Origin of the sequence: Tropicimonas sp. IMCC34011, assembly GCF_003390865.1 — a bacterium.
Lineage (GTDB): Bacteria > Pseudomonadota > Alphaproteobacteria > Rhodobacterales > Rhodobacteraceae > Tropicimonas_B.
This window is the reverse complement of the sequence record NZ_QMEJ01000003.1, coordinates 207,274-224,892: the sequence shown is the minus strand read 5'-3', so window position 1 is coordinate 224,892 and position 17,619 is coordinate 207,274. Positions and strand designations below refer to the sequence as shown.

21 protein-coding genes are annotated in these 17,619 nt (G+C 67.6%); 11 read left to right on the top strand and 10 right to left on the bottom strand.

What is annotated here, in order from left to right; all coding sequences use genetic code 11:
• Nucleotides 1–82 precede the first annotated feature (82 nt).
• From hspQ to DQG15_RS10485, 4 genes are all read left to right on the top strand, one after another.
• Nucleotides 83–409 carry a heat shock protein HspQ gene (hspQ, locus tag DQG15_RS10500; RefSeq protein WP_116085078.1) on the top strand — a complete coding sequence of 109 codons (327 nt, stop codon included), beginning with the start codon at nucleotides 83–85 and terminating at the stop codon, nucleotides 407–409.
• Nucleotides 410–705: 296 nt separating this feature from the next.
• Entirely contained in the window at nucleotides 706–936 is a 231-nt protein-coding gene (locus tag DQG15_RS10495) for a DUF6732 family protein (RefSeq protein ID WP_116085076.1), read from the top strand.
• Nucleotides 937–1,913: 977 nt separating this feature from the next.
• Nucleotides 1,914–2,471, top strand: coding sequence for a precorrin-8X methylmutase (locus DQG15_RS18610; protein ID WP_232830825.1), 558 nt, complete (start codon nucleotides 1,914–1,916; stop codon nucleotides 2,469–2,471).
• A gap of 143 nt (nucleotides 2,472–2,614) precedes the next feature.
• Entirely contained in the window at nucleotides 2,615–2,965 is a 351-nt protein-coding gene (locus DQG15_RS10485) for a hypothetical protein (RefSeq protein ID WP_116085074.1), read from the top strand.
• A gap of 3 nt (nucleotides 2,966–2,968) precedes the next feature.
• On the opposite strand, the gene DQG15_RS10480 is transcribed toward DQG15_RS10485, so the two are convergent.
• From DQG15_RS10480 to DQG15_RS10470, 3 genes are all read right to left on the bottom strand, one after another.
• Nucleotides 2,969–4,138, bottom strand: a complete 1,170-nt coding sequence (locus DQG15_RS10480; protein WP_116085073.1) for a MalY/PatB family protein — start codon at nucleotides 4,136–4,138, stop codon at nucleotides 2,969–2,971.
• Between the two features lie 77 nt (nucleotides 4,139–4,215).
• Nucleotides 4,216–6,270 carry a DNA helicase RecQ gene (recQ, locus tag DQG15_RS10475; protein ID WP_116085071.1) on the bottom strand — a complete coding sequence of 685 codons (2,055 nt, stop codon included), beginning with the start codon at nucleotides 6,268–6,270 and terminating at the stop codon, nucleotides 4,216–4,218.
• Nucleotides 6,271–6,392: 122 nt separating this feature from the next.
• The gene (locus DQG15_RS10470) at nucleotides 6,393–6,680 is read right to left on the bottom strand and encodes a YggT family protein (RefSeq protein ID WP_116085070.1); all 288 of its coding nucleotides are present in this window, start codon (nucleotides 6,678–6,680) and stop codon (nucleotides 6,393–6,395) included.
• Between the two features lie 142 nt (nucleotides 6,681–6,822).
• Here DQG15_RS10470 and DQG15_RS10465 point away from each other — a divergent pair, with 142 nt between their 5' ends.
• Nucleotides 6,823–7,356: an acyl-CoA thioesterase gene (locus tag DQG15_RS10465; protein WP_116085068.1), complete on the top strand. Its 534-nt coding sequence runs from the start codon at nucleotides 6,823–6,825 to the stop codon at nucleotides 7,354–7,356.
• Here DQG15_RS10465 and DQG15_RS10460 read toward each other — a convergent pair.
• Together DQG15_RS10460 and ribA are read right to left on the bottom strand one after the other, a co-directional pair.
• On the bottom strand, nucleotides 7,353–7,847 hold the full coding sequence (locus DQG15_RS10460; RefSeq protein ID WP_116085066.1) for a L,D-transpeptidase: 495 nt from the start codon (nucleotides 7,845–7,847) through the stop codon (nucleotides 7,353–7,355). The genes DQG15_RS10465 and DQG15_RS10460 overlap by 4 nt on opposite strands.
• Entirely contained in the window at nucleotides 7,844–8,917 is a 1,074-nt protein-coding gene (gene ribA, locus DQG15_RS10455; RefSeq protein WP_116085064.1) for a GTP cyclohydrolase II, read from the bottom strand. The genes DQG15_RS10460 and ribA overlap by 4 nt, the downstream gene beginning before the upstream one ends.
• Nucleotides 8,918–9,090: 173 nt before the next feature.
• Here ribA and DQG15_RS10450 point away from each other — a divergent pair, with 173 nt between their 5' ends.
• From DQG15_RS10450 to DQG15_RS18605, 5 genes are all read left to right on the top strand, one after another.
• Entirely contained in the window at nucleotides 9,091–9,777 is a 687-nt protein-coding gene (locus DQG15_RS10450; protein WP_116085063.1) for a response regulator transcription factor, read from the top strand.
• 209 nt (nucleotides 9,778–9,986) lie between these two features.
• Complete coding sequence (locus DQG15_RS10445) at nucleotides 9,987–10,775, top strand: exodeoxyribonuclease III (protein ID WP_116085061.1); 789 nt, start codon at nucleotides 9,987–9,989, stop codon at nucleotides 10,773–10,775.
• Nucleotides 10,776–10,861: 86 nt separating this feature from the next.
• Nucleotides 10,862–11,788 (top strand): thioredoxin, encoded by a 927-nt coding sequence (trxA, locus tag DQG15_RS10440; protein WP_116085059.1) that lies wholly within the window; start codon nucleotides 10,862–10,864, stop codon nucleotides 11,786–11,788.
• A gap of 26 nt (nucleotides 11,789–11,814) precedes the next feature.
• On the top strand, nucleotides 11,815–12,462 hold the full coding sequence (locus tag DQG15_RS10435) for an LON peptidase substrate-binding domain-containing protein (RefSeq protein ID WP_116085058.1): 648 nt from the start codon (nucleotides 11,815–11,817) through the stop codon (nucleotides 12,460–12,462).
• An 86-nt stretch (nucleotides 12,463–12,548) separates the two neighbouring features.
• Nucleotides 12,549–12,704, top strand: a complete 156-nt coding sequence (locus DQG15_RS18605; RefSeq protein WP_232830824.1) for a Trm112 family protein — start codon at nucleotides 12,549–12,551, stop codon at nucleotides 12,702–12,704.
• Between the two features lie 112 nt (nucleotides 12,705–12,816).
• Here the strand turns inward: DQG15_RS18605 and DQG15_RS10425 are convergent, their stop codons facing one another.
• The 4 genes from DQG15_RS10425 to DQG15_RS10410 form a co-directional block, all read right to left on the bottom strand.
• Entirely contained in the window at nucleotides 12,817–13,383 is a 567-nt protein-coding gene (locus DQG15_RS10425) for a L,D-transpeptidase (protein ID WP_116085054.1), read from the bottom strand.
• A gap of 123 nt (nucleotides 13,384–13,506) precedes the next feature.
• The gene (locus tag DQG15_RS10420) at nucleotides 13,507–14,550 is read right to left on the bottom strand and encodes a succinylglutamate desuccinylase/aspartoacylase family protein (protein WP_116085575.1); all 1,044 of its coding nucleotides are present in this window, start codon (nucleotides 14,548–14,550) and stop codon (nucleotides 13,507–13,509) included.
• A complete protein-coding gene (gene rimK, locus DQG15_RS10415; RefSeq protein WP_116085052.1) occupies nucleotides 14,550–15,455 on the bottom strand; it encodes a 30S ribosomal protein S6--L-glutamate ligase in 906 nt (301 codons plus the stop codon). The genes DQG15_RS10420 and rimK overlap by 1 nt, the downstream gene beginning before the upstream one ends.
• A complete protein-coding gene (locus DQG15_RS10410; protein WP_116085051.1) occupies nucleotides 15,452–15,937 on the bottom strand; it encodes a RimK/LysX family protein in 486 nt (161 codons plus the stop codon). The genes rimK and DQG15_RS10410 overlap by 4 nt, the downstream gene beginning before the upstream one ends.
• A 162-nt stretch (nucleotides 15,938–16,099) precedes the next feature.
• On the opposite strand from DQG15_RS10410, the gene DQG15_RS10405 reads away from it, so the two are divergent.
• Complete coding sequence (locus tag DQG15_RS10405; protein ID WP_116085049.1) at nucleotides 16,100–16,732, top strand: DedA family protein; 633 nt, start codon at nucleotides 16,100–16,102, stop codon at nucleotides 16,730–16,732.
• Nucleotides 16,733–16,769: 37 nt separating this feature from the next.
• Here the strand turns inward: DQG15_RS10405 and DQG15_RS10400 are convergent, their stop codons facing one another.
• A complete protein-coding gene (locus DQG15_RS10400) occupies nucleotides 16,770–17,426 on the bottom strand; it encodes a peroxiredoxin (RefSeq protein WP_116085047.1) in 657 nt (218 codons plus the stop codon).
• Nucleotides 17,427–17,619: the final 193 nt, after the last annotated feature.

Genomic DNA, 17,619 nt, shown 5'->3' with positions numbered 1-17,619 from the left:
ACATTGTTTTCGGCCGCCAAACGTGGTCGAATTATTGAACCGGTTTAATAAACATCAACAGCAACCGGTGCAGAAGGGCACGATGGAACACAGCCGCGCGAAATATCATCTCGGGCAGATCGTCCGGCATCGCAAGCATCCTTTCCGCGGTGTGGTCTTCGACGTGGACCCCGAATTCTCGAACACCGAGGACTGGTACGACTCGATTCCCGAGGACAACCGTCCGAAGAAGGAACAGCCCTTCTACCACCTGCTCGCTGAGAACGATCAGAGCTACTACGTGGCCTATGTCTCGGAGCAGAATCTGGAGCCGGACAATTCCGGCGAACCCGTCGACCATCCCGACCTGCCCGAGCTCTTCGGGGACCTCGAGGACGGGATCTATCCGCTGCACTTCCAGCTGAACTGACGTCCCGGAGGGAAGTCCTCGGCGCCGCGCACTGGGTGGGGGCTATAACGACGCGGCACCGAGGGAAGCCTTAGCAGCTACGCCCCCTGTCTCTACGTCACCCCGGACCTTTTGATGCTCGCAATCGGGCAATGTCTGGGCAAGTGCGCCGATGACGGTAGTTAATCCATGCAGGCCTGCCCGAACGGGGACGAAGCCGTTTGCGACCGCGACGGACTTGTCGTTAGATCGGCGGGCCCGCCGCGCGCACGCGTGACACCTCCCCCGTCGCCGCGGCTTCGCTCCAAGAGGATGCCATGATTCGCACGACACTCGCACTTCCCGCCGCCCTCCTTCTGCCGACCGCCGCCGGGGCCCATCCGGGGCATATCGCCGAAACGTCCGCCGGGCATGACCACTGGATCGCTGGCGCGGCCATCGGGATCGCGATCGCGCTCTTCGCCTGGGGTGTCTGGCGGGAAGTGAAGGCGCGGCGCGCCGAGGAGGCCGAGGAAGCCAGGGAGACCGCCGACAACCGGGGCGCTTGAGCCGGACCGGCGGGAGAGCCGGCACGGTGCAGGTCTTCGGCGCCTACCTCATGGTCGACTGGTCCGCTGCCGCGCAGCCTCGTACCGGGCCTGACAGCATCTGGATCGCCCGCCTGAGAGCGGGCGAGGTCCGGCCGGAGCTGGAGAACCCCGCAACGCGGGCGGAGGCGACGGACCGGATCCTCGCCATGATCGCGGAGGAACGGCGCGCTGGCCGACGCGTCCTCGCGGGATTCGATTTCGCGCTCGGCTACCCCGAAGGGTTCGCGGCCCCGTTCGGCGGGGACTGGCGCGGCGTCTGGTCCGCCATCGCCGCAGGCCTGACCGACGGCCCCGCGAACGCGAACGACCGCTTCGATTTCGCCGCGCGTCTGAACGGCGCATTCGAGGGAGACGGGCCGTTCTGGGGCAACGGGCTCAAGCGCGATGTGGACGGGCTGCCGCGAACACGCCCGAAAGCCGGGCCGTTGCCGCGCCTGCGTCACGCCGAGGCGCGCGCGACCGGGTCTCAGGAGGTCTGGAAGCTGAACGGTATCGGCTCCGTCGGCGGGCAGACCCTGACGGGAATCGCCGCGCTCGAGCGTATCCGGCTGGAGATGGGCGCCCTCGTCTGGCCGTTCGAGGAGGTGCTGGCGGGGGAGCTATCCGAGGCCGCGGGAGCCTCCGGCGGGGGTATTTCGGGAAAGACGAACGGCGCGGGCGAGGATCTCGCTCCTGTTTTCGTGGAAATCTACCCATCCATGGTGAAGGTGCCTGCGCTGACGGGCAGGCCCCTCGATGCGGCGCAGGTCGCCGCTCTCTCGCGCGGATTCGCGCGGCTGGATCTCGAAGGGCGGCTGGCGCGCATGCTGGAAGAGCGCGCCGAGCTACCGCGGAAGGCCCTTCGGGAGGAGGCGAGCATCCTCGGTCTGGGCCATGAGACGGCCCTGCAGACCGCCATCGACCGGCCGGCGCCCATTCCGGGGCCCGCCGAGGGCGTGGCCGGGCGCTACGATACCGATCCGGCGACGATCCGGGCGAAGAGCTTTTCCGCGATACGGTCGGAGGCGCGCCTGGAACACTTCGGAGCCGACATGCAGGCCGTGGTCGTGCGTCTGATCGAGGCTTGCGGCATGGCGGAAGTGGCTGACCGGCTCGCCTTCTCGGGCGGTGCGGCGACCCAGGGCAGAGCGGCGATGACGGACCAAGCGCCTGTCTTCTGCGATTGCGAGATGGTGGCGGCCGGGATCCGCGCCGGCCTTCCGACGGCCCAGACCCGAACCGGCATAGTGCCGGACCAACTCGGCGGCGCCGTGGTCGCCATCGGCAGTGATCCGGTGGCGCTCTTCAAGCTGCTCGAAGCGCTGGATTCAGGGGCGCCGCGGCCCGCCGTCATCCTGGCCTTTCCGGCCGGGTTCGTCGGAGCCGCGGAAAGCAAGGCGGAGCTCGCGGCCCGGCCGAGGGGCTGCGACTTCATCACGCTGCGAGGCAGGCGGGGCGGGGCCGCGATGGCCGCCGCAGCGGTGATCGCGATGGGCCGCGGCCTGGACGGCTGACCGCGATCATTTACCCGACGTTTACGCCCTCGTGTGAACCTTCCATGAAACTTGAAGGTGGAAGCTTGACTCAAAAATCATGGCGCGCATTTTCAAAGGGAGTAGCGGCGGAGCGGGCCGCGAATTCGGGGGGAGGTCACGCCATGAACGATATTCTTCCAGATGCAGTCCTGCGCGGGCTCGACGAGGCGCGGCGCGCGCGGTCACTCAAATCTTCCCGGATGCGGGTGAAGGCAGGCGACCGCACCTTCAGGATCCTGCGCCATTGGGATGGCGGGTTCTCCCTCGATGCGACGGAGGCACCCGGCCTGCGCGGCCATGTCGACCTCTATGACGGACAGGCCCACGTCTTGCGCGCGCTCGTGATGAGCAGCGCCGAAGCGGACGGAGAGCGCATCTTCGAGATCAAGTCCTCCACCACCGCCATGACCGCGCCGCCGGCCGATTTCGCCGATGCGCCGGAGCCGCCAGCGGGGCTTCTGCCTGGCTACTAAGGCTTACTGAAGGTCCGAGAACGCGCTCTTCAGCCGCTCCGCCGCCTCTTCGACGAGGGCGCGGCGCGTGGCGAAGTTGAACCGCAGGAAGCTGCCGCCGCCGGAGCCGAAGGTCGGTCCGTGATTCGCCGCGATGCGGGCCTGACCCTCGACGCGGGACGCGGCCTCTTCGGCGCTCATTCCAGCCCCGCCGAAATCCACCCAGGCGAGATAGGTTGCCTCGAGCGGCATCGAGGCGAGGCCGGGAATGTCCGCGATGGCGGCGTCGAAGATCTTCCGGTTGCCGTCGAGATACGCGATCAGCTCGTCGACCCAGGCCGCGCCCTCCGGAGAGTAGGCCGCTTCCGCCATGTGCAGGCCGAAGGAGTTGGGAGAGAGGCCGAGGCCGGCGAGCGTGCCCGAGAGCTTGGCGCGCAGGGCCTCATCCGCGACGATCAGGTTGCCGGTATGACTGCCGGCGATGTTGAACGTCTTGGTGGTCGCCGTCATGGTCACCAGCCGGTCCTCGATGCCCGGCAGCGTGGCCATCGGGATGTGCGTCCGGCCGGGGAAGACGAGGTCGTGGTGGATCTCGTCGCTGATCAGGATGAGGTCATGCTTGCGGCAGAACTCCGCGATGGCCTCCAGTTCCTCCGCCGTCCAGACACGGCCACCGGGATTGTGGGGGGAGCAGAGGACGAACATCGTCTCCCGCCCGGTCAGCGTCGCCTCCCACTGATCCGTATCGAAGGTGTAGCGACCATCCGTCAGCGTCATGTCGCATTCGGTGACGCTGCGCCCCGCGGCTTCGATGACGCGGGCGAAGGCGTGATACACGGGCGTCATCAGGACGACGGCATCCCCCGGAGCGGTGAAGCTCTGGACGCAGATGCCGGTGCCGTTGACGAGGCCGTGCGTGGTCAGGATGTGCGCGGGATCGACGGTCCAGCCGTGGCGCTCGCCCATCCACCAAGTGATCGCATCGCGGTAGGACGCGTCATCGCCGTAATAGCCGAAGACCCCGTGATCGGCCATGTCGGCGACCGCCCGGCGCACGCAGTCGGGCGGGCGGAAATCCATGTCCGCGACCCACATCGGGATGCCGTCCGTCGGGGAGACGCCGTAGACCTTCTCCATCATGTCCCACTTCGCCGAATGGGTGCCGCGCCGCTCGATGGGATCGTCGAAGGACATGAGAGGTCTCCGTCTGCTCGTGCTGTCGTTGTCGCCGGACCCTAGCGGACGGGGCGCCCGGCACAAGGGAGCGCCGCTCAGGCCCCGGCGTCGATCTCGGACAGGAGAGCGGCTCCGAAGCGCTCGGTCTTGGCGGCATCCATTCCCGGCACGCGCTCCAGATCATCGAGGCTCGCGGGCCGGCGCTCGGCGATACGGCGCAGGATTGCGGGAGAGAGGGTCAGGTACTTGCCGGAGCCGTCCTCCCCACGGGCAAGGCGGAGTTGAACGTCCTGGAGGCGGTCGAAGAGCTCCCCCTCGGGGCGGCCGGCCAGGCGCATGCGCTGGGGGTGGAGCGCATCGGGCGCCCGTTCGCCGGCGATGACGGACAAGAACTCGGCACCGTAGCGCTCGAGTTTCTTCTCCCCCACACCGCCGATCCGGGCCATCGCGTCGAGGCTCTCGGGCCGGGTCTGCGCCATCTCGATCAGGGTCCGGTCGTTGAAGACGACATAGGCCGGGACGCGCTGCGCCTCCGCCAGCGCACGACGCTTGGCCTTGAGGGCGGACAGGAGCGGCGCATCCTCATCGGCGACCAGCGCACGCACGACGGGGCCGGAGGATTTGCGTTCCATGGCGTCCCGGCGGAGCGTGACGGGCGCCTCGCCGCGCAGCACGGGCCGCGCGGCCTCGGTCATCCGCAGCGCGCCGTGGCGCGTCGGATCGGGGCGGACAAGGTCCCGGCCCATCATCTGGCGAAAGACGGCGGTCCATTGCGGTTTGCCGAGGTCACGGCCGACGCCGAAGGTCGGGAGCGCGTCATGCTGCCGCTGGCGGATCTTGTCGGTCTCGTTGCCGGTGAGGATGTCGATCAGGTGTCCCGCGCCGAAACTCTCGCCGGTGCGCAGGATCGCCGAGAGCGCCTTGCGGACGGCGTCGGTGCCGTCGAACGTCGCCGGAGGCTTGTCGCACAGATCGCAATTGCCGCAGGGCGCATCCACCTCCTCCCCGAAATAGCCGAGGAGCGTGCGGCGGCGGCATTCGAGGGCTTCGGCCAGTCCGAGCAGGGCATTCAGCCGCCCGTGATCGGCTTCCTTGCGCTCGGGCGGAGCGAGGCCCTCGTCGATCTGGCTGCGGCGGAGGCGGATGTCATCGGCGCCGAACAGCGTCAGGGTTTCGGCCGGCGCACCGTCCCGCCCGGCGCGGCCGATCTCCTGGTAATACGCTTCGATGCTCTTCGGCAGGTCGGCGTGGGCGACCCAGCGGATGTCCGGCTTGTCCACGCCCATTCCGAAGGCGACCGTGGCGACGACGATCAGGCCGTCCTCCGTCTGGAACCGCTCCTCCACGTGGCGCCTGGGCTCCGCGTCCATCCCTCCATGGTAGCAGCAGGCCTCGTGGCCGGCCTCCCGCAGGGCCTGCGACAGGGATTCCGTCTTCGCACGGGTGCCGCAATAGACGATGCCGGCACGTCCCGGACGGGCGGCGGCGAAATCGAGGATCTGGCGACGGGGGCTGTTCTTGGCGGCAAAGGCGAGGTGGATGTTCGGCCGGTCGAAGCCCCGCAGGAACGTGACGGGCTCGATCCCGGCGAAGAGGCGGGTGACGATCTCCGCCCTTGTCTCGGCATCGGCGGTCGCCGTGAAGGCGGCCAGCGGCACGCCGAGGCTTTCGCGCAAGGCGCCGATGCGGAGGTAATCGGGGCGGAAATCGTGGCCCCACTGGCTGACGCAATGCGCCTCGTCCACCGCGATGAGGGAGACGCCCGCGCGCCGGAGCATTCGCTCCGTCCCGGCCGACCCCAGCCGTTCGGGCGCGAGGTAGAGGAGCTTGAGCGTGCCCTCCTCCAGGCCGCGCCAGATCTCGTCCCGCTCCTCCTCCGTGCTGGCCGACGTGATCGCACCGGCCTCGACGCCGGCGGCCTTCAGTGCGCGGACCTGATCTCGCATGAGCGCGATGAGGGGGGAGACGACGACCGTGAGACCATCCCGGACGAGCGCGGGAAGCTGGTAGCAGAGGGATTTCCCGCCACCCGTCGGCATGATGGCGAGGACGTTCTCCCCCTCCGCCACGGCGGTCACGATCTCCCCCTGACCGGGGCGGAAATCGTCGAATCCGAAGACGGAACGAAGAAGGTCTGCTGTGCCGGTCATGCTATGGGGAGCCGGGGTCTGGGAGGGGCGGGCCTTCTGTCACACGCGGGCGCGGAAGGGGCAAGAGCGCCCCCGTCTGCGGCGCGGCAGCTTCCCCCCGGAGTATTCCGCGGAGGATGACGTCAGCGCAGGCCGAAGGCAGCAGGCAGGATGATCGTGCGAAGCGCGATCACGATCAGGAAGGCCACGAGGGGCGCGAGGTCCAGCGGGCTGGTATCCGGGAGAACACGGCGGATCGGCGTATAGACCGGCTCGAGAAGCTTGTTCAGACCCGTCCAGATCGAGCCGACGAGGGGCTGGCGATAGTTCAGCACGTCGAAATTGAGCAGCCAGCTCATGATGATGTGGACGATCATGATGAAGTAGATCGCGCCGAGGATGAGCTGGAGAATCTCGTAGATCGCGTACATGGGCAGGACGGCTCCTCGGGCATGGCATGTTCGGGCCGGTCGTAGGTAAGCCCGCGGGCCCGGCCGCGCAACAGCGGGACCTGCGCAATTCGACGCGTCGTCACGCTTGACCGCTCGCCGGGGCGCAGGACAGGTCGGTGACATGTATCCCCTTGTCCGCCTTGCCAGAGAAGTTCTGCGCGCCCGCCGCATGCCGCCGCTCGGCATGGACGGTATGCATGTCTCCCACCACGTCGTGCTGCCGTGGGACATCGATCCCTGGAAGGAACTGAACAACGGGCGGACGCTGACGCTCTATGATCTCGGACGGATCGGGCTGTTCACCCGGTCGGGCGCCGTGAAGCGGATGCGGGAGCATGGCTGGGGGGCTGCGATTGCCGGCGCGAGCGTGCGGTATCGCAAGCGGCTGACCATGTTCCAGCGGTTCGAACTGCGCTCCCGCGTGATCGGCTGGGACGCGCGGTTCCTCTATGTCGAGCAGGGCGCGTGGAGCCGGGGCGACTGCGCAAGCCACGCGCTCCTGCGGGTCGCCATCCTCGCAGGCGGGCGGATGAAGGCGGCGACGGAGGTGGCGAGCGAGCTCGGTCTCGGCGCCTCGCCGGAGCTGCCCCCTTGGGTCGTGGCGTGGGGCGACGCGGATGCCGCCCGGCCATGGCCGCCGACCATGGGCGCCTAAGGGACGATCAGCCGTGCGCCGGGACGGATGCGGCCGGCGATCTCGTGAAGATCTGTCCGCTCCAGCGCGATGCAGCCCTCCGTCGGATAGCCCGGACGTCTCCATTGGTGGATGAAGATCGCGGAGCCGCCGCCAGGGACAGGCGCGGTCAGGTTCCAATCCACGATCAGGACGAGATCGTAGAGCGGGTCCGCCCGGCGCAGTGTTTCATGTGAAGCATCGAAGGGCGCGCGCACCGGGCGGTTATAGGCCGGGTGCCCCGGATCGTCGCACCAGAGGTCGCGGGCACCGATCGGTCTCGCCCAGTGCGCCGGGCGCGGGATGCGGTCCGGGCGATAGGCCATGCCGACGACGCGGTGCGTGCCGCGGGGCGTTGCGCCGTCTCCCTCGCGTTTCTGTCCCGTGACGCCGCCCCTGCCGATGCTGCAGGGCCAGAGGCGTCCGGCGAACCGCAAGCCCCGGGGCGTCAGGACGAGGTCGCGGGGGCTCACAAGAGGTGCCCCGACTTGGCAGCCTTCGTCGCGAGATAGGCTGCGTTTTCCGCCGTCGCGCCGCGGATCAGGGGGACGCGTTCGGTCACCGTCACGCCGCAATCCTCCATCATCCGCACCTTGGCGGGGTTGTTCGTCATCAGCCGCACTGCCGGGATCCCGAGGCGATCGAGGAGCGCCGCGCCGATGCGGAAGTCCCGCTCGTCGTCCTCGAAGCCGAGGCGGTGGTTCGCCTCCACGGTATCGAAGCCCTGATCCTGAAGGGCGTAGGCCCTCATCTTGTTGGCCAGTCCGATGCCGCGGCCTTCCTGGTTGAGATAGAGCAGGATGCCAGCCCCCTCCTCTCCCATCGCGGCCAGCGCGCCGCGGAGCTGGGGACCGCAATCGCACTTGAGGGAGCCGAGGAGATCGCCGGTGAAGCAGGCGGAGTGCAGACGCGTGAGCACGGGCCGTGCGGGGTCCGGTTTTCCGACAGCGATGGCGTAGTGCTCCTCGCTGCCATCGGTCGGCCGGAAGACATGGAGGCGCCCTGCCCCGGCGAGGGCCATCGGAAGGCGCGCAGACACGACACGGTCGAAGTCCGGCGGGCCATGGCGGGCCGGCGCGACGTCGAGATCGAGCAGCGTGACATCCTCCGGGGCCGCCCCCTCTAGCGGCAGGACGAGGGCGGCAGGCAGGAGGCGCGCTTCCTTCGCGAGAGCGATGGCGGCCCGGTGGAGCGTCGCTTCGCCGCCCCGCTCGGACGTGAACGGGCCCTTCATCGGCGTTTCGAGATCCCCGGACGGGTCGGCCACGGCGCGCGCCCAGGCAACGCCGGCCGTCCGCGGGAACGCGAGACGCGCGAGATCGCCGTCATAGGCCCGGGCCTTCAGCGTCTCCGCCCGCCGGGCCGTGATCGCGAGCGTCGCGCCGCCGGCCTCCCGCATCCCCTCGAAGCGCGTCTCCGTGACCGTCTCCACCGCCGCGACGAGCGCGGTCTCTCCCCTCGAGCGCAGGGCGACGGCGAGGCCGAGGCGCAGGTCGGCGCGAGCGCGGGCTCTGAGTTCCAGCGGGGTGGGATTAAGGCTCATGGCGACAGCTCGTTCAGGGGGTCTTGCGTCGCTGTCCTATGCCGATCCGACACAATTTGAAACATTATCCACCTCTGCGACACATCGGTGTGAGATGGTTGCAGCATTTCTTGCCGGGTCCGCGCTTCACGCCGACATCACGATCACAACAGGAAAAATGCGAGGCAGCAGTAATGGCACAGCTCAAGAAGATCCTGCTCGTCGACGACGACGAGGACCTGCGCGAGGCGCTGAGCGAGCAGCTCGTGTCGACCGAGGATTTCGACGTGTTCGAGGCCGCAGACGGCGCCCAGGCGATGGAGAAGGCGAAGGAGGGGCTCTACGATCTCGTGATCCTTGATGTCGGCCTGCCGGACACCGACGGCCGCGAACTGTGCCGCCGGATGCGCAAGCAGGGGGTGAAGTGCCCGATCCTGATGCTCACCGGGCAGGACAGCGACGCTGACACGATCCTCGGCCTCGACGCCGGCGCGAACGACTACGTGACCAAGCCCTTCAAGTTCCCGGTGCTTCTGGCGCGCATCCGGGCCCAGCTTCGGCAGCACGAGCAGTCCGAAGACGCGATCTTCCAGCTCGGGCCCTATTCCTTCCGTCCCTCGATGAAGGTCCTGACCGACGAGAACGACCGCAAGATCCGCCTGACGGAGAAAGAGACGAACATCCTGAAGTTCCTCTACCGCTCCCCCGAGGGGGTGGTCCCGCGGGATGTCCTCCTGCACGAGGTCTGGGGCTACAATGCGGGGGTCACGACCCATACGCTCGAGACCCACATCTACCGCCTCCGCCAGAAGATCGAACCGGACCCGTCCAACGCCCGCCTCCTCGTGACCGAAAGCGGCGGATACCGCCTGGTCGCCTGAGGCAGATCGAGGCCAGAGACCACGCGCGTCGCCCGGAGAGGGCGGCGCGGTTCCCTCCAGGGCGGCGGCCGCCCCCTCACCGGCCGCCGCTCCGCATCTCCTGCGCGGGCCAGACCGGTGGACGCCCCCGAGCCGACCCTCCCGGCTAGACCTTCCCGCCCGGACGGGGATACGTAGCGCCTCCCGCCTTGCCAGAGGAGCGCGCGCCGATGTCCTTCACCCTCGCCACCTGGAACATCAATTCCGTCCGTCTGCGGGCCGCGCTGGTGTCGCGGCTGCTGACGGAGGAAGTGCCTGACATCCTGTGCCTGCAGGAGTGCAAGTCGCCGGTGGAGAAGATCCCGGCGGAGACGTTCCATGCGCTTGGCTACACCCACATGATCGCGCGGGGTCAGAAGGGGTACAACGGCGTCGCCATCCTCTCGAAACTGCCCATCGAGGATGTGGGGGACAAGGATTTCGCCTCGCTCGGCCATGCGCGGCACGTTGCCGGGCGGCTCGAGAACGGCGTGACGATCCACAACTTCTACGTCCCGGCGGGCGGCGACGTGCCGGACCGGGAGCGCAACGTGAAGTTCGGCCAGAAGCTCGACTACCTCACCGAGATGAGGGACTGGTTCCGCGCCGAACGTCCCGAAAAGGCGATCCTCGTCGGCGATCTGAACATCGCCCCGCGGGAGGACGACGTCTGGTCCCACAAACAGCTCCTCAAGGTCGTCTCGCACACACCCATCGAGGTGGAGCATCTGAGACAGGCGCAGGAGGCCGGCGGCTGGGTCGACGTCACGCGGGCACATATCCCCGACGGTCAGCTCTACTCCTGGTGGTCCTACCGCTCCCCGAACTGGGATGCGGCGGACAAGGGGCGCCGGCTCGATCACATCTGGGCCACCGCGGATATCGCCGGCGCCGCGCATTCGAGCCGCGTCCTGCGCCCCGTGCGCGGCTGGGAGCAGCCGTCGGACCATGCGCCCGTCTTCGCGAGTTTCGATCTCTGACAGGGCCGCGGGCTGACGCGGCCGGGTTGCAAGACGGGGGTTGCTGCTCCATCTAATGCGGCGTTCAACGCCACGCGAGGATCCCCATGATCGGTTTCGGCAATTCGCCGCAGGATGCGGCCAACACGGCGGACGACGTCATCCGCGACGTCACCGAAGCAACCTTCATGGCGGAGGTGGTCGAGGCGAGCCAGACCATCCCCGTCATCGTCGATTTCTGGGCGCCTTGGTGCGGCCCGTGCAAGACGATGGGCCCGATGCTGGAAGAGGCCGTGCGCGCCGCCGGCGGCAAGGTCCGCATGGCCAAGGTGGACGTCGACCAGAACCAGCAGATCGCCGCGCAGCTTCGCGTGCAGTCGATCCCCACGGTCTACGCGTTCTTCCAGGGGCAACCCGTGGACGGCTTCCAGGGCGCCGTGCAGCAATCCGAGATCCAGGCCTTCGTGAAGCGGCTCGTCGACATGGCGGGCGGCGCTGAAGAGGGCGGCGGTCTGGCCGAGGCCGTCGAGGCTGCGGAGGCGATGCTGGCCGAAGGGGCCGCCGAGGATGCCGCGCAGACCTTCGCCGCCGTGCTCGGCGAGGAGCCGGAGAACGCCGAGGCCCATGGCGGCCTGGCCCGCGCGCATCTGGCGATGGGCGATATCGACAAGGCCGAGGGGGTTCTGTCCACCGCGCCCGACGCGATCTTCAAGTCCGCCCCCCTCGAAGCGGCCCGCGCACAGGTGGCCCTCGCGCGGCAGGCCGAGAATGCCGGCCCCGTCGCCGACCTGCGCGCAAAGGTTGAGGCAAACCCCGATGACCATCAGGGCCGCTACGACCTGGCGACGGCGTTGCAGGCCGGCGGCGAGACCGAGGCGGCGGTGGAGGAACTCCTCGAGCTGTTCCGGCGCGATCGGGAGTGGAACGACGGCGCCGCGAAGACGCAGCTCTTCACCATCTTCGACAGCCTCAAGCCGACGGATCCCGTGGTACAGAAGGGCCGTCGGCGGCTCTCTTCGATGATATTTGCCTGACGCCCTCGTCCCGCTAGGTCTGAGCCATGCTATCAGCCAGCGACCTTCCAAAGACGATCCCGATCTTCCCGCTTCCGGGCGCGCTGCTGCTGCCGCGCGCCCGGCTGCCGCTCCATATTTTCGAGCCGCGCTACCTGCAGATGCTCGAGGATACGATGAAGACGTCCCACCGTCTCATCGGCATGGTCCAGCCTCGCGAGGTGCCCGGCGGTGAGGCGCGCAAGCTTCACCGGATCGGATGCTCCGGGCGCCTGACCGGCTTCTCGGAAACGGAGGACGGGCGCTACATGATCACGCTTACCGGCGTGTCGCGCTTCCGCATCCTGTCCGAGAACGACAGCTTCGCGCCCTATCTCACGGCCGATGTCGAGTGGACGCCATTCGCCCGCGATCTTGGCCACGCCGAGACAGATCCGCGCTTCTCGCGCCCGGAATTCATGTCAAAGCTCAATCGCTTCTTCGATGCGCGCGGTCTCTCGACGGACTGGGACAGCCTGAAGGACGCCGAGGACGAGCTTCTGATCAACTCGCTCTCCATGCTCTGCCCCTTCGATGTGGAGGAGAAGCAGGCCCTTCTGGAGGCACCGACCCTGGCGACGCGCCGGGAAACTCTGGTCACGCTGATGGAATTTGCGCTACGGCGGGGCGACGGTGGCGAGGAGATGCTGCAATGACGACCGAAATCAGAGGGCCCGAGGCGGGCCCGGTGATCGATGGGCCCGAAGAGGGCGACGTGTCCAGCCCCGGCTTCGACCGCAAGATGCTGGAAGCGCTGGTATGCCCCCAGACGGGGGCGCAGCTTGCATGGCACGCGGAGACGATGGAGCTCGTCTCGAAGAACGCGGGCCTCGCCTATCCCGTTCGCAACGGCATTCCGATCATGCTGGTCGACGAAGCACGGCGTCTCGACGACTGATCCGGTTGACGCCAAGCCGGGCCGCATGGCCGGCAACCTGACCACATGAAAGACGACACGAAAAAAGGCCGGGAGATGCCCCGGCCTTCTTCGATCTGACAGCTGTCAAATCTTACGAGTGAATGGTCACCTGGGTTCCGACAGGCACCCGCTCGTAGAGATCTTCGATATGCGCATTGATCAGACGGACGCAGCCGGAGCTGACGGACTGGCCGATGGACCACGGCTGCGGCGTTCCGTGGACGCGGTACATCGTGTCGCGGCCGTTGCGATAGAGATAGAGCGCACGCGCCCCGAGCGGGTTCTCGGGACCACCCGGCATCCCGCCAGCGAACTGGGCGTACTTGTTCGGCTCGCGGCGGATCATGTTCGCCGTCGGCGTCCAGCTCGGCCATTCAGCCTTGCGACCGACCGTGACGGTGCCGCTGAGGTTGCGGCCCTGCTCGCCCACGGCCACGCCGTACCGGATCGCCTGACGCTCGCCCGTGATCCAGTAGATCACCTTGTTCCGCACATCGACATGCAGCGTGCCGGGGCGGAACTCGGGAAGAACCTCCACGACCTGCGCCTTGTACACATCCGGCAGGGTGAAGCCCTGGGAGGTGGCGGCGCGTGCGGCGGCGGGAAGGGTCGTCGCGGCAGCGGCCGCGGTGGCGAGGAAATGTCGGCGGGGGATCATCACATGTCTCCGGGCAGATCGAATGTCAGAGTCTGGCAGCTCTTTGAGTCGTTAATGCCGAAGTGTCCACAAAGTTCCTGAAACTGATCTTGACAGGGCGAACCGTCGTCCGATCGCAGCGTTTCAGATGATCTCGTCCTCGTCGAAGAGGGGGTCCGCCTCGAGCTGGGCGGAGTATTGCTCCATCGCGCTTTCGGCCCGGGCAATGGACTGCATCTCGGCAAGGTGGAAGATTGCGTCCCCCTCGTTGACCACGGGCATGTTGGCCCGACCGACGATGATCCCCTTCCGCGGCGCGAGGATCTCGCTCTCCACGGTGCCGAACGGGTCGGCGACAGCGGCGATCACGTCCCCCTCCCCGACAATATCTCCAGTGGTGCGGAACGCCCGCAGAAGGCCGCCACGCGGCGCCCTCAGCCATTCGGACTTGCGGCAGCGCAGCGGCGCGGAGCGTGGCTTCGACACGCCCCGGCTGCCGACCATTCCGATCTTGTGCATCACCCGCAAGATGCCGCGCATGCCGGCGCGCGCGCCCATCTCGTCGAAACGCAGGCCCTCCCCCGCCTCGTAGAGCAGGATCGGCCGGCCGCGCTTCGCCGCCTCCGCACGGAGGGAGCCGTCCCGCAGGCCGGACGTCAGGATCACCGGCGCGCCGAAGGTCTCCGCGAGCTCCATCAGTTGCTCGTCCTGTCCGGCGATGCGGATCTGCGGCAGGTTCATCCGGTGGATCGCGGCGGAATGCAGGTCGATCCCGATATCGGACCGCATCACCACCTCGGTCAGGAACAGATGCGCGAGCCGTGCGGCCAGCGAACCGCCGGCGGAGCCGGGAAAAGAGCGGTTCAGGTCGCGCCGGTCGGGAAGGTAGCGCGAGTGGTTGAGGAAACCGAACGTGTTCACGATGGGCACCGCCAGGATCGTCCCGGCGATCGACCCGAGTTGACGCAACTTCAGCAGTCGCCGCACGATCTCGACGCCGATCACCTCGTCGCCGTGGATCGCGGCGGAGACGAAGATCACCGGGCCGGGCCTGCGCCCATGGACGACATGGACGGACATCGTCACCGGCGTATGGTCGGACATCACCGCCACGGGCAACTCCACCGTCGCCCGCGTTCCAGGGGCGACGGAGTGACCCGCGATGACGAAATCGCCGCGTTTGGGCATCATCCGCGACCCTTCGTGCGCGTCTTGCCCTCCTTCGCGGTGCGTTCGATGAAGTCGATGATCTTGCCGGCGATATCGAGGCCGGTGGCCTTCTCGACACCTTCGAGACCGGGGGAGGAGTTCACCTCCATCACGACGGGGCCGTGGTTCGAGCGAAGCATGTCCACGCCGCAGACATTCAGGCCCATCGTCTTGGCCGCGCGGATCGCGGTCGAGCGCTCCTCCGGGCTGATCTTGACCTGCGCCGCGCTGCCGCCGCGGTGGAGGTTGGAACGGAACTCGCCTTCGGCCCCGGTCCGCTTCATCGCCGCGACGACCTTGCCACCGACCACGAGGGCCCGGATGTCGGTGCCGCCGGCTTCCTTGATGAATTCCTGCACGAGGATGTTCACGCCGGCGCCGCGGAACGCCTCGATCACGGATTTTGCGGACCGGTCGGTATCGGCGAGGACCACGCCGATCCCTTGCGTGCCTTCGAGAAGCTTGATGACCATCGGCGCGCCACCTGCGAGCTTCAGCACCTCCTCGGTCTGCTTCGGATCATGGGCGAAGAGCGTGACCGGAAGGCCGATCCCGTCCCGCGCAAGGAGCTGCATGGAGCGCAGCTTGTCCCGGCTGCGCCCGATGGCGACGCTCTCGTTCAGGGGAAAGACGCCCTGCATCTCGAACTGCCGCAGGACAGCCGTGCCGTAATACGTTACGGACGCGCCGATCCGCGGGATCACCGCATCGAAGCGGGGCAGCTTCTCCCCGTTGTACCAGACCTCCGGGCGCCGAGACGCGATGTTCATGTAACAGCGCAGCGTGTTGATCACCTGGATTTCGTGCCCCCGCGCCTCTGCGGCCTCGACGAGGCGCGTATGGGAGTAAAGCTTGGGGTTAACGGCCATCATGGCGAGCTTCATATCGCGTCCTTCGCGTCGGAGGGTGACTTGGCTTTGTGCGTCGGGCGGGGGCGGGTCATGAAAGACCGGCCGGCATCCACGAGAATGTTTCGCTTCCGGATCGCGGTTCGACCGAGAATGATCGGATGCCGCATCCCGCCGCGATGGGCAAGGGAGAGCTCTATCTTCCACCGCCGACCGGCGATGACGAGCCCTGTCGAGATGACATGGCGCAGCTCGGGACTTCCCGACGTATTGGTGATTTCGCGCCGATCCAGCAAAACCGCTTCGCAATCGAAGGCGCGCGGCAGACCGGCATGGGGCACGTGGAAGCGCACCCAGGCTTCACCGTCTCTCTCGAAGGGAACGATGCGGGTCGCGTGGATCGCGGATGTCCGGGCGCCGGTGTCGATCTTGGCGATGAGTTCGGGAATGCCGAGATCCGGCAGTCCGGCGCGTTCGCGCCAGCCGATCACGGTCGGGGTGGTCGGTCGTGTCGGCATGAGGCCGTCTGTCCTTTCGCACGTCCCCCGTTCGTCGAGGGGCGTCTCAACGATAGTGTATCGGGAGCGCGCGCCAAGCTTGCCCGGAACTGACAGCCTTCGGAAACGGTTGCCCGAGCAAGACAGCGGCACCGCCCGCACCACGAACAGGACGGGACGCACGTGTTTGACTGGATTTCAAGTATCATCAACGCGGTCGGCTCGTTCGGCGTCGCGATCCTCATGTTCGTGGAGAACGTGTTTCCGCCGATCCCCTCCGAGCTCGTCATGCCGCTTGCAGGCTTCAACGCGGCGCGGGGGGAGATGTCCATCGTCGCCGTGATCATCATGGGATCGCTCGGCTCGCTGGCGGGGGCGTGGCTCTGGTACTGGATCGGCCAGAAGATCGGGATGGACCGGCTGAAGACACTGACCCGGAAGCACGGTCGCTGGCTGACGATCAGCCCGGACGAGCTCGATCAGGCAAATGACTGGTTCGCGCGGCATGGCGGCGAAGCGGTCCTGATCGGCCGCCTGATCCCCACGGTGCGGACCTTCATCAGCGTGCCCGCCGGCGTGTCCGGAATGCCGCTGTCGAAATTCCTCGCCTACTCCGCCGTCGGCACCGTGGCGTGGACGTCGCTCCTCGCAGTGGCGGGGTACATGCTGGAATCGCAGTACGAGCGCGTCTCCGCGTGGCTGAACCCCGTCTCGACCGGCGTCGTCGTCATCATCGTGGCGATCTACCTTTACCGGGTGGCCACCTATCGCCGCCGGGTTCCCCTCTCCCGAACGGAAGGCGGCGCGGAGGACTGATCCTCCGCGCCGCGCGTCGAGCTGGTCTTGCGGCCGGTCAGGCCGGGAGTTTGGTCTTGCGCAGGTAGGGCAGGACGGCATCGAAGCTGCCGAACTTCGCCTTGGCGTCCTCATCGTTTACCGCCGGCGGAATGATCACGTCCTGTCCCACGGTCCAGTCTGCCGGCGTCGCGACGCCGTGCTTCGCGGTGGCCTGGAGGGCGTCGAGAGCGCGGACGATCTCGCCGAAGTTGCGGCCGACGGTCATCGGGTAGGTCATCGACAGCTTCAGCTTCCGGTCCGGCCCGATAATGAAGACGGAGCGCACGGTGGCGCTGTCGTTCGGGGTGCGGCCATCGGGCAGGTAGGCCTCGGCGGGCAGCATGTCGAACGCCTTGGAGACCTCGAGACCGGTATCGGCCACGATCGGGAAGGAGACCGATCCGCCGGACGACTTCTCGATATCGCCGATCCACTTGCGGTGGTCGTCAACGCCATCGACCGAAACGCCGATCACCTTTGTGCCGCGCTTCTCCCATTCGTCCTTCAGGGTCGCCACGGCCCCGAACTCGGTGGTGCAGACGGGCGTGAAGTCCTTCGGGTGCGAAAAGAGGATCGCCCAGCTGTCGCCGATCCAGTCGTGGAAGCTTTCGATCCGGCCCTCGTTCGTCTCGAAGGCGAGGTCGGGAACGGTGTCGTTGATGCGCAATGCCATGATGCTTGGCCCTTCGTCGTGTGATGTCTCGCCCGGCAAGATATGCCGGCACGCCGGGGATGAAAGGGTGCGCGGTATCCCGCCATGCCTTTCGGCGGGAACGGCGGCGGCGGGGTGCGGGCGGCCGGGGGGCGGTGCGTTTCGCGGGGTCGCGCCGGGGCAGGACGCTCGTTCGGCTGCCGCGATCAGGGCG

What these genes read in the sequence shown, in the direction of transcription:
- hspQ (WP_116085078.1), top strand. Translation starts at nt 83, where the DNA reads ATGGAACACAGCCGCGCGAAATATCATCTCGGGCAGATCGTCCGGCAT.
- DQG15_RS10495 (WP_116085076.1), top strand. Translation starts at nt 706, where the DNA reads ATGATTCGCACGACACTCGCACTTCCCGCCGCCCTCCTTCTGCCGACC.
- DQG15_RS10485 (WP_116085074.1), top strand. Translation starts at nt 2,615, where the DNA reads ATGAACGATATTCTTCCAGATGCAGTCCTGCGCGGGCTCGACGAGGCG.
- DQG15_RS10480 (WP_116085073.1), bottom strand. Translation starts at nt 4,138, where the DNA reads ATGTCCTTCGACGATCCCATCGAGCGGCGCGGCACCCATTCGGCGAAG.
- recQ (WP_116085071.1), bottom strand. Translation starts at nt 6,270, where the DNA reads ATGACCGGCACAGCAGACCTTCTTCGTTCCGTCTTCGGATTCGACGAT.
- DQG15_RS10470 (WP_116085070.1), bottom strand. Translation starts at nt 6,680, where the DNA reads ATGTACGCGATCTACGAGATTCTCCAGCTCATCCTCGGCGCGATCTAC.
- DQG15_RS10465 (WP_116085068.1), top strand. Translation starts at nt 6,823, where the DNA reads ATGTATCCCCTTGTCCGCCTTGCCAGAGAAGTTCTGCGCGCCCGCCGC.
- ribA (WP_116085064.1), bottom strand. Translation starts at nt 8,917, where the DNA reads ATGAGCCTTAATCCCACCCCGCTGGAACTCAGAGCCCGCGCTCGCGCC.
- DQG15_RS10450 (WP_116085063.1), top strand. Translation starts at nt 9,091, where the DNA reads ATGGCACAGCTCAAGAAGATCCTGCTCGTCGACGACGACGAGGACCTG.
- DQG15_RS10445 (WP_116085061.1), top strand. Translation starts at nt 9,987, where the DNA reads ATGTCCTTCACCCTCGCCACCTGGAACATCAATTCCGTCCGTCTGCGG.
- trxA (WP_116085059.1), top strand. Translation starts at nt 10,862, where the DNA reads ATGATCGGTTTCGGCAATTCGCCGCAGGATGCGGCCAACACGGCGGAC.
- DQG15_RS10435 (WP_116085058.1), top strand. Translation starts at nt 11,815, where the DNA reads ATGCTATCAGCCAGCGACCTTCCAAAGACGATCCCGATCTTCCCGCTT.
- DQG15_RS18605 (WP_232830824.1), top strand. Translation starts at nt 12,549, where the DNA reads ATGCTGGAAGCGCTGGTATGCCCCCAGACGGGGGCGCAGCTTGCATGG.
- DQG15_RS10425 (WP_116085054.1), bottom strand. Translation starts at nt 13,383, where the DNA reads ATGATCCCCCGCCGACATTTCCTCGCCACCGCGGCCGCTGCCGCGACG.
- DQG15_RS10420 (WP_116085575.1), bottom strand. Translation starts at nt 14,550, where the DNA reads ATGCCCAAACGCGGCGATTTCGTCATCGCGGGTCACTCCGTCGCCCCT.
- rimK (WP_116085052.1), bottom strand. Translation starts at nt 15,455, where the DNA reads ATGAAGCTCGCCATGATGGCCGTTAACCCCAAGCTTTACTCCCATACG.
- DQG15_RS10410 (WP_116085051.1), bottom strand. Translation starts at nt 15,937, where the DNA reads ATGCCGACACGACCGACCACCCCGACCGTGATCGGCTGGCGCGAACGC.
- DQG15_RS10400 (WP_116085047.1), bottom strand. Translation starts at nt 17,426, where the DNA reads ATGGCATTGCGCATCAACGACACCGTTCCCGACCTCGCCTTCGAGACG.